Origin of the sequence: Methanocaldococcus infernus ME, assembly GCF_000092305.1 — an archaeon.
Taxonomy (GTDB): Archaea; AGJL01; Methanococci; order Methanococcales; family Methanocaldococcaceae; genus Methanocaldococcus; species Methanocaldococcus infernus.
Window position 1 is genome coordinate 857,302 of the sequence record NC_014122.1, and the last position, 13,951, is coordinate 871,252.

General features: G+C 35.0%; 17 protein-coding genes. 9 read left to right on the forward strand and 8 right to left on the reverse strand.

Annotation, left to right across the window (positions count from 1 at the left end):
- Positions 1 to 3: 3 nt before the first annotated feature.
- The 7 genes from METIN_RS04755 to METIN_RS04785 all read right to left on the reverse strand — a co-directional run bounded on the left by METIN_RS04755 (position 4) and on the right by METIN_RS04785 (position 5,880).
- Complete coding sequence (locus METIN_RS04755; protein WP_013100358.1) at positions 4 to 1,245, reverse strand: ammonium transporter; 1,242 nt, start codon at positions 1,243 to 1,245, stop codon at positions 4 to 6.
- 23 nt (positions 1,246 to 1,268) lie between these two features.
- The gene (locus METIN_RS04760; protein ID WP_013100359.1) at positions 1,269 to 1,607 is read right to left on the reverse strand and encodes a P-II family nitrogen regulator; all 339 of its coding nucleotides are present in this window, start codon (positions 1,605 to 1,607) and stop codon (positions 1,269 to 1,271) included.
- A gap of 134 nt (positions 1,608 to 1,741) precedes the next feature.
- Positions 1,742 to 3,922: an elongation factor EF-2 gene (locus METIN_RS04765; protein WP_013100360.1), complete on the reverse strand. Its 2,181-nt coding sequence runs from the start codon at positions 3,920 to 3,922 to the stop codon at positions 1,742 to 1,744.
- Positions 3,923 to 4,004: 82 nt separating this feature from the next.
- Positions 4,005 to 4,580 carry a 30S ribosomal protein S7 gene (rpsG, locus tag METIN_RS04770; RefSeq protein WP_013100361.1) on the reverse strand — a complete coding sequence of 192 codons (576 nt, stop codon included), beginning with the start codon at positions 4,578 to 4,580 and terminating at the stop codon, positions 4,005 to 4,007.
- 12 nt (positions 4,581 to 4,592) lie between these two features.
- Positions 4,593 to 5,039 carry a 30S ribosomal protein S12 gene (locus METIN_RS04775; RefSeq protein WP_013100362.1) on the reverse strand — a complete coding sequence of 149 codons (447 nt, stop codon included), beginning with the start codon at positions 5,037 to 5,039 and terminating at the stop codon, positions 4,593 to 4,595.
- Positions 5,040 to 5,098: 59 nt separating this feature from the next.
- Positions 5,099 to 5,575: a NusA-like transcription termination signal-binding factor gene (locus METIN_RS04780; protein ID WP_013100363.1), complete on the reverse strand. Its 477-nt coding sequence runs from the start codon at positions 5,573 to 5,575 to the stop codon at positions 5,099 to 5,101.
- The gene (locus METIN_RS04785) at positions 5,575 to 5,880 is read right to left on the reverse strand and encodes a 50S ribosomal protein L30e (RefSeq protein WP_013100364.1); all 306 of its coding nucleotides are present in this window, start codon (positions 5,878 to 5,880) and stop codon (positions 5,575 to 5,577) included. Before METIN_RS04785 ends, METIN_RS04780 begins: the two co-directional genes overlap by 1 nt.
- A gap of 202 nt (positions 5,881 to 6,082) precedes the next feature.
- On the opposite strand from METIN_RS04785, the gene METIN_RS04790 reads away from it, so the two are divergent.
- Genes METIN_RS04790 through METIN_RS04820 form a run of 7 tightly spaced genes read left to right on the forward strand, consistent with a single transcriptional unit; the run spans position 6,083 to position 11,607 of the window.
- Positions 6,083 to 7,135: an ABC transporter substrate-binding protein gene (locus tag METIN_RS04790; protein WP_013100365.1), complete on the forward strand. Its 1,053-nt coding sequence runs from the start codon at positions 6,083 to 6,085 to the stop codon at positions 7,133 to 7,135.
- A gap of 9 nt (positions 7,136 to 7,144) precedes the next feature.
- Positions 7,145 to 8,122 (forward strand): FecCD family ABC transporter permease, encoded by a 978-nt coding sequence (locus METIN_RS04795; protein ID WP_013100366.1) that lies wholly within the window; start codon positions 7,145 to 7,147, stop codon positions 8,120 to 8,122.
- Positions 8,119 to 8,913: an ABC transporter ATP-binding protein gene (locus METIN_RS04800; RefSeq protein WP_013100367.1), complete on the forward strand. Its 795-nt coding sequence runs from the start codon at positions 8,119 to 8,121 to the stop codon at positions 8,911 to 8,913. Before METIN_RS04795 ends, METIN_RS04800 begins: the two co-directional genes overlap by 4 nt.
- A gap of 4 nt (positions 8,914 to 8,917) precedes the next feature.
- Entirely contained in the window at positions 8,918 to 9,217 is a 300-nt protein-coding gene (locus METIN_RS04805) for a hypothetical protein (RefSeq protein WP_048203392.1), read from the forward strand.
- A gap of 13 nt (positions 9,218 to 9,230) precedes the next feature.
- Positions 9,231 to 9,992, forward strand: a complete 762-nt coding sequence (locus METIN_RS04810; RefSeq protein ID WP_013100369.1) for a Na(+)/H(+) antiporter subunit B — start codon at positions 9,231 to 9,233, stop codon at positions 9,990 to 9,992.
- Positions 9,993 to 9,994: 2 nt separating this feature from the next.
- Positions 9,995 to 10,225: a hypothetical protein gene (locus METIN_RS04815; RefSeq protein ID WP_013100370.1), complete on the forward strand. Its 231-nt coding sequence runs from the start codon at positions 9,995 to 9,997 to the stop codon at positions 10,223 to 10,225.
- Positions 10,222 to 11,607: a 4Fe-4S binding protein gene (locus METIN_RS04820; protein ID WP_013100371.1), complete on the forward strand. Its 1,386-nt coding sequence runs from the start codon at positions 10,222 to 10,224 to the stop codon at positions 11,605 to 11,607. Before METIN_RS04815 ends, METIN_RS04820 begins: the two co-directional genes overlap by 4 nt.
- Here the strand turns inward: METIN_RS04820 and pfdA are convergent.
- A complete protein-coding gene (pfdA, locus tag METIN_RS04825) occupies positions 11,604 to 12,005 on the reverse strand; it encodes a prefoldin subunit alpha (RefSeq protein WP_013100372.1) in 402 nt (133 codons plus the stop codon). The genes METIN_RS04820 and pfdA overlap by 4 nt on opposite strands.
- Positions 12,006 to 12,035: 30 nt before the next feature.
- Between pfdA and METIN_RS04830 the strand changes: the two genes are divergently transcribed.
- Together METIN_RS04830 and METIN_RS04835 are read left to right on the forward strand one after the other, a co-directional pair.
- Positions 12,036 to 12,338: a monovalent cation/H+ antiporter subunit E gene (locus METIN_RS04830; RefSeq protein ID WP_013100373.1), complete on the forward strand. Its 303-nt coding sequence runs from the start codon at positions 12,036 to 12,038 to the stop codon at positions 12,336 to 12,338.
- Positions 12,338 to 13,951, forward strand: coding sequence for a bifunctional NADP phosphatase/NAD kinase (locus METIN_RS04835; protein WP_013100374.1), 1,614 nt, complete (start codon positions 12,338 to 12,340; stop codon positions 13,949 to 13,951). Before METIN_RS04830 ends, METIN_RS04835 begins: the two co-directional genes overlap by 1 nt.

A 13,951-nucleotide genomic window follows, 5' to 3' on the forward strand; every position in this document is an offset into this window, starting at 1 on the left:
TGTTTAAGCAAACTCTTCTTCTGGGTAAGCTGGCATCTTATGCTCAGCTAAGTCTAATCCTTTTCTCTCTTCTTCTTCTGAAACTCTTAATCCTATTGTTAAGTCTATTATCTTAGCTAATACATAACCTAAGACAGTACCATAAACTATACAGAAGATGGAGCCTATAACTTGCTCAACTATACTAACTCCTCCAGCTCCTCCTAAGGCTTTCATTCCAAAGATTCCTGCTAAGATGGCCCCTACAACTCCAGCAGTTCCATGGACTGGAACAACTCCACAAACATCATCTAATCCAGCTTTTTCAATTAACTTATAAACTATTGGAACCTGTAATCCAGCAATTAACCCTATAATTAAACCTCCTATTGGACTAACTATATCAGTTCCAGAACAGATAGCTACTAAGCCAGCAACTATTCCGTTGGCTGTGAAGAGAACATCCTTCTTAGAAGCTATTAAAGCTCCTAAACCTCCCCCAGCCATGGCTAAGGTTGTGGTCGCACAAACCAATCCACTGATGTCACTTAAAGCTAAGGAACTTCCTACGTTAAATCCATACCAACCTATAGCCAACATAAAGGCTCCAAAGACAGCCATAGGAATGTTATGCCCTAAAATTGGGACTGGAACTCCGTCTTTAAATCTACCAATTCTTGGACCTAAAGCAGCTATAGCTCCTAAGGCTAAGAAGCCACCTAAGCCATGAACCACTAAACTACCAGCATAGTCGTGCCATGGAACAATTGAAGCTCCCCATGGGCCAAGATAGACGAAGAGAGGATAGAGCAAGCCGGTAATAATTATTGAAATAATGACATAAGCGCTAAACTTAATTCTCTCAGCAACCCCTCCTGAGACTATTGTAGCAGCTGTTGCACAGAAGACAAGGCCGAAGAACCAGCTTGCTAAGTCTAAACCATTGTTTGGCCAGTTAGCGCTAAATATCTTGCTCCACCAATCAATAAAATCAGCTGGATTTATTGAAGTACTTAAAACACCTCCAATAAATAACCATAGAACACAACCAACAAGCCAATCAACCATGTTTTTCATCATAACATTATTAACATTCTTCTTTCTAACTTGTCCTCCTTCTAACATTGCAAATCCTAACTGCATCATAAAAACAAGGACACCCATAACAACAAGGAAATAAACATCTGAAGCGTTAGCTAATGTTGTTAAAGCTTGAACTATTGAATTTATATCACTAACATTTTGAAACAAATCAGCAGTCGCCATCTTTTCTCACCTCAAAATCTTTTTTAAATCGCTTCCCTTCCTTCCTCTTTTGTTCTAACTCTAACGACTTTCTCAACAGGTAAAACGAATATCTTGCCATCTCCAGGTTTTCCTGTTTTAGCGTTCTCGCAAATTATGTCAATAACTTTATCAACATCCTCTTCTTTAACAACCATCTCTATCTTTATCTTTGGCAGAAGATCAACAACGAACTCTCTTCCTCTATACCTCTCTACAATTCCCCCCTGAACGCCTCTACCTTTAACCTCACTAACAGTCATCCCCAAATAGCCAGCATCAGCGAGAGCCTCTTTAACAACATCTAACCTTTCTGGTCTTATAATGGCTTCAATTTTTTTCACACTGAACCACCTTCTCTTTTCCTACGAATTAGGAAAGTTATTTCCTATTTAATAAAAGAAGTTATATAAATACTTTTCTTGAATTTATAAATTTAAAATAATAAATTTAAAATTAAATAAAAAATAAAAAAGGGTTATTCAACCTTTAAACCTTTTCTCTCTCTAATTTGTCTAATTAATTGATCTTGCATTTCTTTTGGCACTTTCTCATAGCCAGCAAACTCAATACTCCATAAACATCTTCCCTGTGTAGCTCCTCTGATGGCTCCAGCAAATCCAAACATCTCAGCAACTGGACACTTAGCTTTAATGATTGTCATATCCCCTTCCTGTTCCATATCTAATATTTGTCCTCTTCTATTACTAATCTCTCTCATTGCAGCTCCCATATAGTCCTGAGGAGTGCTTATATAGACATATTGCATAGGCTCTAAGAGAACAGGCTTAGCTTGCATCATAGCATCTCTAATTCCAAACCTTGCACATGGAATCATTTGAGCTGGCCCTCTGTGGATAGCATCCTCGTGTAAGACAGCATCTATTAGCTTAACCTTAACTCCCTGACACTTCTCAGCTGCTAATGGACCATTTCTCATAGCCTCTTTAAACCCTTGGATGATAAGCTCTCTAACCTCATCTAAGTGGACGATCCCTCTTGTCATGTTTATAAGGACATTTCCTTCATAGATACACATAACCCTCTTAGCCTCTTCAGGATCCATTCCAGCTTTTATTAACTCTTGGACTAAGTTCTCATCTGGCTTTTTCTTGACATCAACATCCTTTATTTTCCCTTCCTTATAAGCTTGTAAAACTCCTTCTTCTAAAGGCTCAACAACAAAGTATAACTTGTTGTGCTTGTTTGGAGATTTACTCTCAACTATTGGAGACTTGTCAGTGACAGTTTCCCTATAAACAACTATTGGCTGACCCACTTCAACAGGAATTCCAGCATCTCTCTCTATCTTTAACTTTGTTATAATCTCTATGTGAAGCTCTCCCATCCCACTGAGCAAATGCTCTCCAGTCTCTTCATTAATCTCTACTTTAACAGTTGGATCCTCTCTTGCAATCTGTCTTAGGACTTCAATTAACTTTGGTAAATCTTTAGTATTTTTAGCCTCTATAGCCACTGTAATAACTGGCTCACTGATGTGAGTTATAGCTTCAAATGGCTCTATTATCTTGTTTGGAGAACAGATGGTTTCCCCAGCTGAAGCCTCTTTTAAACCAACTAATGCACAGATGTTTCCAGCTGAGATACTATCTACTGGAATTCTCTCAGGTCCCATGAAGACAGAGACTTGCTGAATCTTAGCCTTCTGCTGGCTATTTACCATATAAACTTCGTCTCCCTGGTGGATTCTACCACTGAATAATCTACAAACTGAAACAGCTCCAGCATGCTTGTCCATAACTATCTTTGTTATAACTCCAGCCAATGGCCCATTAGGGTCACAGTTTAACATTGCCTTACCAACATCTGAGTTAATGTCTCCCTTCCATATATGTGGAATTCTATACTTCTGAGCCTCTGGTGGGCTTGGGAGATGCTTAATAACCATATCTAAGACAACTTCATGTAATGGAGCCTTTTCAGCTAACTCCTCTTGTTTATCATTTTGACAGTACTCAATAATATCTTTAAATGTTATTCCTGTCTTCTTCATGAAAGGAACAGAGATGGCCCAATTGTTGTAAGCTGATCCAAAGGCAACACTACCATCTTCAACCTTAACCAACCACTTATCTTTAAATTCCTCAGGAGCCATCTTTTTAATTAGATTGTTTATATCTGTAATGATTTTTATGAATCTATTCATCATCTCCTCTTGAGAGAGCTTAAGCTCATTGATTAGCCTATCTACCTTATTTATAAAGAGAACTGGCTTAACTCTCTCTCTTAAAGCCTGTCTTAAAACTGTTTCTGTCTGAGGCATAACTCCCTCTACAGCACAGACAACAACTATAGCTCCATCAATAGCTCTCATAGCTCTTGTAACGTCTCCTCCAAAGTCAACGTGTCCAGGAGTGTCAATTAAGTTAATTAGATATTCTTTTCCTTCAAACTCATGAACCATAGAGACGTTAGCAGCGAAAATAGTAATTCCTCTCTGAGCCTCTTCCTCATCAAAGTCTAAAGCTAACTGTTCTCCAGCCAACTCCTTAGAGATCATTCCAGCTCCAGCTAAGAGGTTGTCAGATAAAGTAGTTTTCCCATGGTCAATGTGAGCACAGATCCCTATATTTCTTATTCTGTCATACTTCTCCATCAACTCCTTAATCTTAGCTATCATCTTTGCTCTTTTTCCCATAATTTTCACCTTTATTCATATTTTATGATAATTTAGCATATCCCTGGGAATATAAAAATTTTATGAAAAAGAGATAAAAATTTTATCTTGCAGATTCTGCAACTCTCTCAATCTCTTCCTTCTTCTTAACAGCATAGCTCTTCTGAATATCTCCCCTTGCTGCAGCTATTAACTCTTCAGCTAAAGCCTCTTCAATTGGCTTCTTACTCTTATGTGCAGCATTGTATGCTCCAATAGCAATGTTTCTTAAAGCTACATCAATTCTTCTTAGAGAGGAACAGTCAACAGATTGTAAATAGACAATTCCCCCATACTGTATTCTTGTTGTATCCTCCCTTGGTCCAGCATTTTCAATGGCATCAACTAAAACCTGTATAGGATTTTGCTTAGTTCTTTGCTCAATAATTTCAAAGGCTCTCTCAACTATTTTTAAGGCTTTTAATTTCTTTCCAGTGTTTTCCTCTCTTCTCATAACCTTATTAACTAACCTCTCAACTATGTTCATCTTAGCCTTCTCAAACTGTCTCTTTGTAAACCTTCCAGCTGTATGAGGGACATAAATAGGAGTTAAATTTATGTAATTCCTTAAACCTGGATCTCTGACAACAACATCCTTAGTACTCCACTTCCCAAATATCTTAACCTCATCCAACTCCATGTTTCCACCAATTTATCTTTTAATTTTCTCCTGTCTTCCTCTAACTAATTCTTTCAAGGAGTTTCTACCAACCATTACAACCTTATACTTAACCCCTGGAATGTCCCCTTTTGCTCTTGGTCCCTTTGGCCCACCAATCCCTTCTATAATAACTTCATCATGCTCATCTATGAAGCTTATAGCCCTATTTCCAGGACAGAAGGCTGTAACCACTCTACCATTTTTAATTAGCTGGACTCTTACACACTTCCTAATCCCAGAGTTTGGCTGCTTAGCCTCTAAACCAACCTTCTCTATAACTATTCCCCTTGCCATTGGAGCCCCTTCTAATGGGTCATATTTCTCCTTTAACTTTAAAACTCTTCTAACATAGTTGTAGTCATGCCACCTGCACCACTTTCTCTTTAACCTTAATTTTCTCCCAGCAAATTCTCCTCTTGGTGACTTACTTCCACTCATACTTATCCCTCTTTGATACTTTTGAGCTATATAAAATAGTTGAATTCTATATAAAATATTTACTCCTGAGTATTTTCAACATTTTTCTTCTCTTTTCTCCTATTATCCCCAATAATTACCTTTATCTTGGTTATTTTTGTATGTCTCTTCAATATGTTTAAGGCTCTTTCTAAATTTTTGCCCTTTTCCCCATAAATAGCTCTTCTAATTTTTGGATTTATTCTTATATAGGCAATAACATCCTTTCCAGCTCTTTTAATCCAGACATCTTCAAGTTGTAGAGGGGCAAAGATATTTCTTATAAATTTTCTCCAATCATCTGAGTATTCAATAATATCTACTTTTTTACCAAACTTTTCCTCAGCTGTTTTTACATGTTCCCCTCCTTTCCCAATTGCTGCTCCTGCATCTCCTTCTTTGACTATAAAGGCTAATCTATCTTCAGTGGCTACACAGTCAAGAACAGGGACATTAGAAATTTTTTCAAATAGTCCAATTTTCATAATTTCATCTGTTGTTAGCCTTAACTTTCCCATTATTTATCACCTTTAACTATCTCCATGATGTTTGATAATCCCTCATCCAAGATGACAAGAGCAGCAACTGGGAAAGGTTTTCCACAGATTGCCCCTAACTCTAAGGATGTTACATTATGCTGATAGATAGGAATGTTTGAGAGCTTTGCATAGTATTTAACATCCTCTTCTATCTCCTTTGGTATTTTACTGGCTAATATAACTAATTTCCCTTCACCGTGTTTAATGAATTTTATAGTTCTTTTTGAACCTAAGATAACTTTTCCAGTATCAACAGCTGTTCTTATTGCCTTGTTTATATCCATCTCTTTCCCTCCTTCTCATTTTTTACTCCGGAGGATCATCCGGAAAAAAGAGTTTATGGTAGATATACTATTTACATTTATATAATTTATGGTTTTAATTGATTAGTATATTCAAGTAGTTGTAGATAATATATTAGGAAATTATAAAGCTTTTATTATGGTATAAATATTATTTAAGAATCTTTTAAATGTGGTGATATAAATGAGAATAAAATTAGTGACATTATTATTGTCTCTATTGTTATCTCTTACAATTCTGGCAGGATGTACAAATGTGGAGTATAAAGAGGTTAATGAAAATGCTGAAAAAGTTTATAAATTCGTAGACTTAGCAAATAGAACCGTTATTTTAAAACATTATCCTCCTGAAAGGATTATTGTTTTAGATAGTTATTGGGCTGAAGTTTTACATATTTTAGGATTAGACGATAAAATAGTAGGAATAGGAAAATATGTAAGATATGACAAGTTTTTACCAGAAAGTGTTAAGAATAAAACAGTTATTGGAAGCATGTTTAAAGGGGTAAATTGGGAATCTGTTATTACCTTAAATCCAGATTTGTTTATTATGGATTGGTATGGAGGAAAGTACGGAGATAAAAAAATATTGGAAAAAGCTGAGAGTTTAGACATCCCTGTAGCTTGTATGTATATTAAAAATATTGATGACAATATAAAGGCTGTAGAATTCTTAGGAGATATTACTGGAGAAAAAGAGAAGGCTAATGAATTAGTAAATTGGATGGAGAGTAAATTAGAAAAGATAAAGGAAACCGCCAAAGCTATACCAAAAGACAAAAGAAAGAATGTTTTAATGATAACCTATCGTAAAGGTGAAGTACGTGTATATGCAAACAGCCCATATGGGCAAATTATTGAGTATGTTGGAGCCCATAACTTAGCTTTAGATAAAAACTTTTCTTCTCCATGGGTTAAGCTAAACTTAGAGCAGATTATAGACTATTGGGGAAATAAAACAGACATTATTTTAGTTGTTGGATATAATAAGAAATCTCTAAATGAATCTATAAATGAAATATTAAGTTCAAAAGAATGGAAAGCTATTAAGGCAGTTAGAGAAGGACACGTTTATGGAATTCTTTCTGGAACTAATGGTTACTTAAGTTGGGGTCCAAGAATTGTTACAGGAGTGTATCAAATTGCTAATTATATATATCCTGAATTTTATCCAGATTGGAGAACAGTTAGAGATGAACTATTAAAAAAATTTTATAAAATAAATATTACAGAATAAGGGAACCTTATGAATGTTAAAAAATTTTTATATTTTTTATTAATGACCTCTCCCATTTATGTTGGATTTTTATGCTTATGTATTGGCTCAGCCCACATTCCTCCATTAGAGATTATCAAAATTCTGTTTGGTGTAACATATAATAAAGCTTATAATATAATTATCTGGGATATTAGATTACCAAGGATACTATTAAATATTTTAGTTGGATCTTCCCTATCAGTATCTGGAGCTATCCTTCAATCAAAATTTAAGAATCCTTTAGTTGATAGCTATATCTTAGGAATATCCTCAGGGGCTGCATTTGGGGCAAGTTTAGCCATTCTTTTATCTTTATCTTTACCATTTTTTTATATGTCAACTTTTACCTTTGGAATCCTTGCAGTTTTCTTTACCCTGCTCTTAGCTGGCAGAAATGCAACTCCCATCTCTCTTGTACTTTCTGGAGTTATAATTAGTGCTCTTTTTTCATCACTATCATCTTTATTAATGTTTTTTATGAATCCTGAAGACTTAGCATCTATTGTTTATTGGATTATGGGATCTTTTAGTAATACAAGCTGGCAAGATGTTTATATTTCAGCTCCAGTAATTATTTTTGGTTTAATATTGGTTTATCTAATGAGATGGTTTTTAAATGTTTTATCCCTTGGAGAAGAAGCTGAAATTTTGGGAGTAGATACAAAGAAGATAGGGCTTATTTTCATCCTATTGGCAACTTTGATAACTTCAGTTTCAGTTTCAGTCTGTGGAATTATTGGATGGGTTGGGCTTATAGTCCCTCATATTGTTAGGATGGCATTTGGTCCTGACCATAAAACATTAATTCCTCTAACCATTACCTTAGGAGCCAGCTTTATGATCTTGGCTGACACATTGGCAAGAAGTTTAACATCTTTTGAAATCCCTATTGGGATATTAACAACAATAATAGGAGCTCCTCTTTTTGCCTACCTTCTTAAGAAAACTGGTGGTGTTTGGAAGTGATTGAAATAAAGAATTTATCATATAAATATAAAGATTTTGAAGTTAAAAATATCTCTTTTAACTTAAATTATGGAGAAACTCTAACTCTTTTAGGACCAAATGGAGCAGGAAAAAGTACTATATTAAAAGTTATTTATGGATTATTAAAGCCTAATTATGCATGTGTCTTTATTGATGGAATGGATTTTCATAAACTGCCAGTTAAAGAAAGAGCTAAGATCATGTCATTAGTTCCTCAATCCCATAGTCCAGTGTTTCCATATAAGGTTATTGACTTTGTTGTTATGGGAGTTTCTTCACAACTTTCTCTATTTGAGTCTCCAAAAAAAGAACACTATAAGAAAGCTCTAAATGTTTTAAAGATGCTTGGAATTGAACATTTAAAGGATAAGACATATACTGAACTCAGTGGTGGTCAGCTACAGTTGGTTTTAATTGCAAGAGCCTTAGTTCAAGAGCCAAAGGTTTTACTATTGGATGAGCCAATCTCTCACTTGGATTTTAAAAATCAAGTGCTAATTTTAGATATACTACAAGAATTAGCTAAAAATAAGAAGTTAGCTATTATTATGACTCTCCATGACCCAAATTTTGCAGCTTTATACTCTGATAAAATAGCATTTGTAAAAGATGGCTCTTTGTTGGATTTTGGAGAAGTGTCTGAAGTGTTTAAAGATGAAGTGTTAGAGAAAGTGTATGATCTTCCTATTAGTTTAATTAATATTAGAGACCTAAAAATTGTATTACCCAAAAAATTTATAATGAAAAATCATGATAAATTTAATCTGTGAGAGCATGAATTATAAGGAGTATTTGGAGAAGCTGAAAAAAAAGGATGGGATAAATTTAGGAGCATACACCACTGGAGACTTCACCCTCTACTTATTTTTAATTTTTGGAGCTATGGCTATAGGAAGAATCTATGGGAAAATTTTATTAGCTCTCTTCACCTTATCATCTTTAGCCTTAGCCCTTCTTTTTATCCCAGTTATTTTTAGGTTTAAGAAGGAAAATTCTAATAGTATAAGTTATCAACTCTTCTGGCTCTCAGTGTTCTTAGGAACAATTGCCTTTTTGATGATGATCTCATCCTAAAGGGGTGTAAAGAATGAAGAGAGACTTAGTAGCTGGGACTTCATTTTTTATTTTTGGAGCCTCTTTGCTCTATATTTTATCTAAGGTTTCTGTGAATCCAGGAGTTAATTTAGTTTATCTTAAAAATTATATTGTCCCCAACTATGTTACAGCTGTAGTTTTTGATTGGAGAGCCTATGACACCCTTGGAGAGTGCTTAGTATTAGTTACAGCTGTCATGATCTCATGGGTTATCTTTGGGAAATCCTTGTATGATAACACCTACTTAAAAGAAATCTTTTACTCTAAATATACTGATGACTACATAACCTTACAGAGATGGGGAGAATATACAGAGATGGTTAAGCCTTTAGCTCTTCCTCTCTCTATATTTATGCTTGGTCTTGGAATCTTAACCATACTTGGGGGCCATATAACTCCAGGAGGTGGCTTTCAAGGAGGGGCATTGATAGCAGCAGCCTTTATTTTATCAGTTATTGCCTTTGGTTCCAACTCTCCTTTATGGTTTGACCACCACTACTTAGAGAAGTTAGAGGCTTTTGGAGCCCTGGGCTATTTACTGGCTGGACTATTTGGAATTTTGGTTAGTGGTTACTACCTATTTAACTTCTCCCACATCTTTGGGATCCCAATCTTTCCATCCCCAACAGTAAATCCTGGAATTATTCCATATTTGAATATATTAGTTGGGCTTAAAGTCTTAGCTGGTTTATCCACAGCCTCTTTTCTCCTATCCTGTGAAAAGGTTATCATTGAAAGATTGGAGAGGGAGTAAAGATGATTATCTACTTATATCCTTCAATATTGGCTTTCCTTTTAGGCATATTGATTGGATCAAAGTTTAGATATAAGATTCCTAATATACTTGGCTTTTTAGTTCTCTCTTTAATCATAGCATATTTCTTAAAGCCCCTTCCTTACTATGAGCCTTTAAAAATTTCTCTAACATTCTTTTCAGCAATTTTAGGGATCTTTGTTGGTAATAGAGTTTTAGGTGGAAAAGGATGATTATAACTCTCTTAGATAAGTGTAGATCCTTAGAAAAGTGTGAAAATTGCCCTTTGTTGGGAAAAACTTCTAAGTGTAAAGAGGTTTGCCCAACTGAAGCTATCTTTTACATAAACAATAAAAGCTTTACTTGTCTAACCTGTGGAATCTGTGCCAAGGTTTGCCCAAACAAGGCTATAAAGAAAAATAAATTTGGAGGCTACTATGTAGATAGGAAAAGGTGTAATGGCTGTGGAATCTGTGCTGAAAATTGCCCAATAAAGATTATAAGGATAGTGGAAAGAGATGGAAAAAAGTTCCCTATAGGTATTTGTTGTATGTGTGGCCTCTGTATAGAGGCTTGTCCTTTCAATGCAAGAGTTAGTTCCTATGAGCTAATGTTTAAAAAGAAAGAGGGGTTAGTTGAAAGATACTTAAAGGTTTTGGAGAGCTTAACAAAAAATAAGATCTTCAAAATTAGAGAGATAAAGCTCTCTGAGAGAAAGAGAAAGTCTATAAAAATTGACCTTGACAAGTGTATTGGCTGTCTAAAATGCTCTTATCTATGCCCAAGATACACAATTATGCCAAGGAATGTTAATTACTGTACTTATTGTAACCTCTGTAAAGAGGTTTGTCCAAAGGATTGTATAGAGAATGGAGAGGTTAATGAAGAGAAGTGTGTTCTCTGCTTAAGATGTGTTAGAGTTTGCCCAACCAATGCCTTGAAGGTTGAAAACTTTAAGATAAAGAAGGTTAAGGAGAGTAAGAAGATTAAGCCAGTTAGATACTGTATAAATTGCTCCCTCTGTGCTGAAGTTTGTAAGAGTGGAGCCTTAAAGTTGGAAGATCTTTTACTCTACTCCCCAGACCTCTGCTGGAAATGTGGAGCCTGTATAGAGATTTGTCCAAATGAAGTTAGATTTATAGAGAATGATAGGGTTGATGGAGCCTGCTCTCTCTGTGAGGTTTGTATAAATAATTGTCCAGTAGGAGCTATAAAAATTGAAGAAATTAGCTTTAAGAAAATAAAGGATGAAAATTGTATCCTATGTGGAACCTGCTTTAATGTTTGTCCTAAGGAAGCTATTATAATTGATAGGAGTAATAGAGAAATAATATTTACTGACAACTGTATCTTATGTGAAAATTGCTCTATTCATTGTCCAAGAGACATTATTCCAAATACAACAGGATACAAAAAAGTTGTTGATAGAGAGAATTCATTTATAAGGGTGGATATGGATGTCTGTATAAAGTGTGGCCTTTGTAATAAAGTGTGTCCTAATGAGTGTATAGACTATGGAGTTATTGACATAAAAAAATGTGAGTTTTGTGGAGCCTGCTATAATATATGCCCAACAAAAGCCATTTACCTATATAGAAAGTGGAAAGCTCTTTAATCTTTCTTCTCCTTCTCCATCTTTTCAGCTTCTTTCTGGAGTTCTTCTTTAAGCTCAGCTATAACCTTAGAAAGCTCATTTAACCTCTTTAAGCCTTCCTTCTCAACATTGTCAAGCTCTTCATAAGACTTCTTTAAATCTTCAATACTCTCACTTAAAGACTTTTCAATGTAGATATCTGACTTAACTCCCAATAAAGCTTTGTCATCAATAACCTTAGCCTTTAAATAAACTCCTGGCCCTACTGGAATAAGGGTTTCTTCATCAACCTTCACATTACTTAAGGTTTCAATAGCTTTATTTATTTCATTCTTCAATACTCTTACTGATGCTATCTCCTTCTGTATAGCTTCAATCTGCTTAGAGTACATCTCTAAAGCTAAAATTTTCTCATTCATTTATCATCCCCTCTGTTTAGGTGGTGACTAATGAGATTATTAAGTACTTTAGGCTATTTAATAGTTTTTATAAAAGCCATATCAGAATCTTGGATTGATGTTGTTAGAAGAAGTATAACTGGAGAGATTGATCCTAAGGTTGTTGAGATAGAGTCTAAAATAAATAACCCTAATGGCTTAGTGCTCTTAGCCTGGTCTATTACAGCAACCCCTGGAACCTTAGTTATAGACTTAAATACTAAAGAGAGAAAGCTTAAAGTTGCTGTCATCTCTCCAAGGGAAAGGGATGATATAGTTCCCTTTGAGCCTTATATAAAAAAGATGTTTGACTGATGGTTATGGAAGCTTTAAAGATAGCTTTAGAAGTTGTGAATGAAGTGCATAAAAAGATAAAGCCCTTAATAGGCTGGGAAAAGGCTGGAGAAACTGTTAAAATAGGGGCTGATGGCACTCCAACTAAGAGAATAGATGTTGTAGCTGAAGAAACAGCTATAGAGGTTTTAGAGAAATATGGAGGAATATTAGTTAGTGAAGAAGTTGGAACTCTAAATTTAGGGGAAGGGGAATATATTTATGTCTTGGATCCAATTGATGGAACCTACAATGCTATAAAGGATATTCCCTTCTATGCCTCTTCAATAGCTATAGGTTATAGAGACGCTAAAACCATAGATGATCTCTTCTTAGGAGTTGTAAAAAATTTAGTTACTGGAGACATTTACTATGGAATTAAGGGAGAGGGAAGTTACTTAGTAAAAGAAAATGGAAGGAAAAAGAAGTTAGAGGTTAATAAAAAAAGTGAGCTGAGGGAGATATCAATCTCTGCCTATGGGTTGAGTAGGGAGAGCTTAGAGCTATTGAAAAATATAAGGGTTAGATTATTTGGAGCTACAGCTTTGGAGATGTGTTTTACTGTCAGTGGAGCCTTAGATGCCTATATAAATTTAAATAAAAATGCAAGGCTTGTTGATATAGCTGGAGCTTATGTAATCTGTAAAGAGGGAAATGCTGTAATAACTGATGTTAATGGAAAGCCTTTAAACATGAAGATGGATGTTAGGGAGAAGAGTACTATAGTCTTAGCCAACCCTATCCTACATAGAAAGTTTGTTTCCATCTTAGGGAATAAGTGGATCTTAAAGCCTATAGCCTTTGGAGTTGTGGTTAAGGATAATAAAGAGGCTATAGAGTTGGCTAAGAAAGCTATTAACTATCTAAAGTCTAAAAATATTCCAGTCTATTGTGATAAATTTTTGAAGAGTATAGTTAATGAGAAGGAAATTGACAAAAAAAAGATTTCTCATGTTATAGCCATTGGAGGAGATGGGACAATATTAAAAGCTGCAAGGATTGTTAATAATGAACCTATCCCTATCTTAGCTATAAACTTAGGAAGGGTTGGGTTCTTAGCAGATTTTAGTAAAGAAGAGCTATTTAAAGCTATAGACTTGGTTATAAGTGGTAACTATGATGTGATAAAGAGAGAAAAGATTTCTTGCAAGGTTAAAAGAAGGAGATATAATGCCTTAAATGAAGTAGTTATCATAACTAAAAATCCTGCTAAGATCTTAGAGTTCTCCCTTTATATTAACAATAAGAAGGTTGAAGAGATTAGGGCTGATGGGTTAATTATCTCAACTCCAACAGGTTCAACAGCCTATTCCCTAAGTGCTGGAGGGCCTATAGTTGATAACTCAGTTAGCTGCTTTATCATAACTCCTATTTGTCCATTTAAATTATCTTCAAGGCCTTTAGTTGTAGGTAGCCAGAATAAGGTTGAGATTGAGTTAAATAGTGACAAGAGGGCTTTAGTGGTTATTGATGGAAGTGTTGAGGAAGAAATTAAAAAAGGAGAGAGAGTAGAGATAGAGAAAGATGGTTATAGTTACTTTGTTAAAGGTAAGGACTTCTATGAGAAGTTAAAAGAATTTACCAAGATGGTGTAA

What these genes read in the sequence shown, in the direction of transcription:
- METIN_RS04755 (WP_013100358.1), bottom strand. Translation starts at nt 1,245, where the DNA reads ATGGCGACTGCTGATTTGTTTCAAAATGTTAGTGATATAAATTCAATA.
- METIN_RS04765 (WP_013100360.1), bottom strand. Translation starts at nt 3,922, where the DNA reads ATGGGAAAAAGAGCAAAGATGATAGCTAAGATTAAGGAGTTGATGGAG.
- rpsG (WP_013100361.1), bottom strand. Translation starts at nt 4,580, where the DNA reads ATGGAGTTGGATGAGGTTAAGATATTTGGGAAGTGGAGTACTAAGGAT.
- METIN_RS04775 (WP_013100362.1), bottom strand. Translation starts at nt 5,039, where the DNA reads ATGAGTGGAAGTAAGTCACCAAGAGGAGAATTTGCTGGGAGAAAATTA.
- METIN_RS04780 (WP_013100363.1), bottom strand. Translation starts at nt 5,575, where the DNA reads ATGGGAAAGTTAAGGCTAACAACAGATGAAATTATGAAAATTGGACTA.
- METIN_RS04785 (WP_013100364.1), bottom strand. Translation starts at nt 5,880, where the DNA reads ATGGATATAAACAAGGCAATAAGAACAGCTGTTGATACTGGAAAAGTT.
- METIN_RS04790 (WP_013100365.1), top strand. Translation starts at nt 6,083, where the DNA reads ATGAGAATAAAATTAGTGACATTATTATTGTCTCTATTGTTATCTCTT.
- METIN_RS04795 (WP_013100366.1), top strand. Translation starts at nt 7,145, where the DNA reads ATGAATGTTAAAAAATTTTTATATTTTTTATTAATGACCTCTCCCATT.
- METIN_RS04805 (WP_048203392.1), top strand. Translation starts at nt 8,918, where the DNA reads ATGAATTATAAGGAGTATTTGGAGAAGCTGAAAAAAAAGGATGGGATA.
- METIN_RS04810 (WP_013100369.1), top strand. Translation starts at nt 9,231, where the DNA reads ATGAAGAGAGACTTAGTAGCTGGGACTTCATTTTTTATTTTTGGAGCC.
- METIN_RS04815 (WP_013100370.1), top strand. Translation starts at nt 9,995, where the DNA reads ATGATTATCTACTTATATCCTTCAATATTGGCTTTCCTTTTAGGCATA.
- METIN_RS04820 (WP_013100371.1), top strand. Translation starts at nt 10,222, where the DNA reads ATGATTATAACTCTCTTAGATAAGTGTAGATCCTTAGAAAAGTGTGAA.
- pfdA (WP_013100372.1), bottom strand. Translation starts at nt 12,005, where the DNA reads ATGAATGAGAAAATTTTAGCTTTAGAGATGTACTCTAAGCAGATTGAA.
- METIN_RS04830 (WP_013100373.1), top strand. Translation starts at nt 12,036, where the DNA reads ATGAGATTATTAAGTACTTTAGGCTATTTAATAGTTTTTATAAAAGCC.
- METIN_RS04835 (WP_013100374.1), top strand. Translation starts at nt 12,338, where the DNA reads ATGGTTATGGAAGCTTTAAAGATAGCTTTAGAAGTTGTGAATGAAGTG.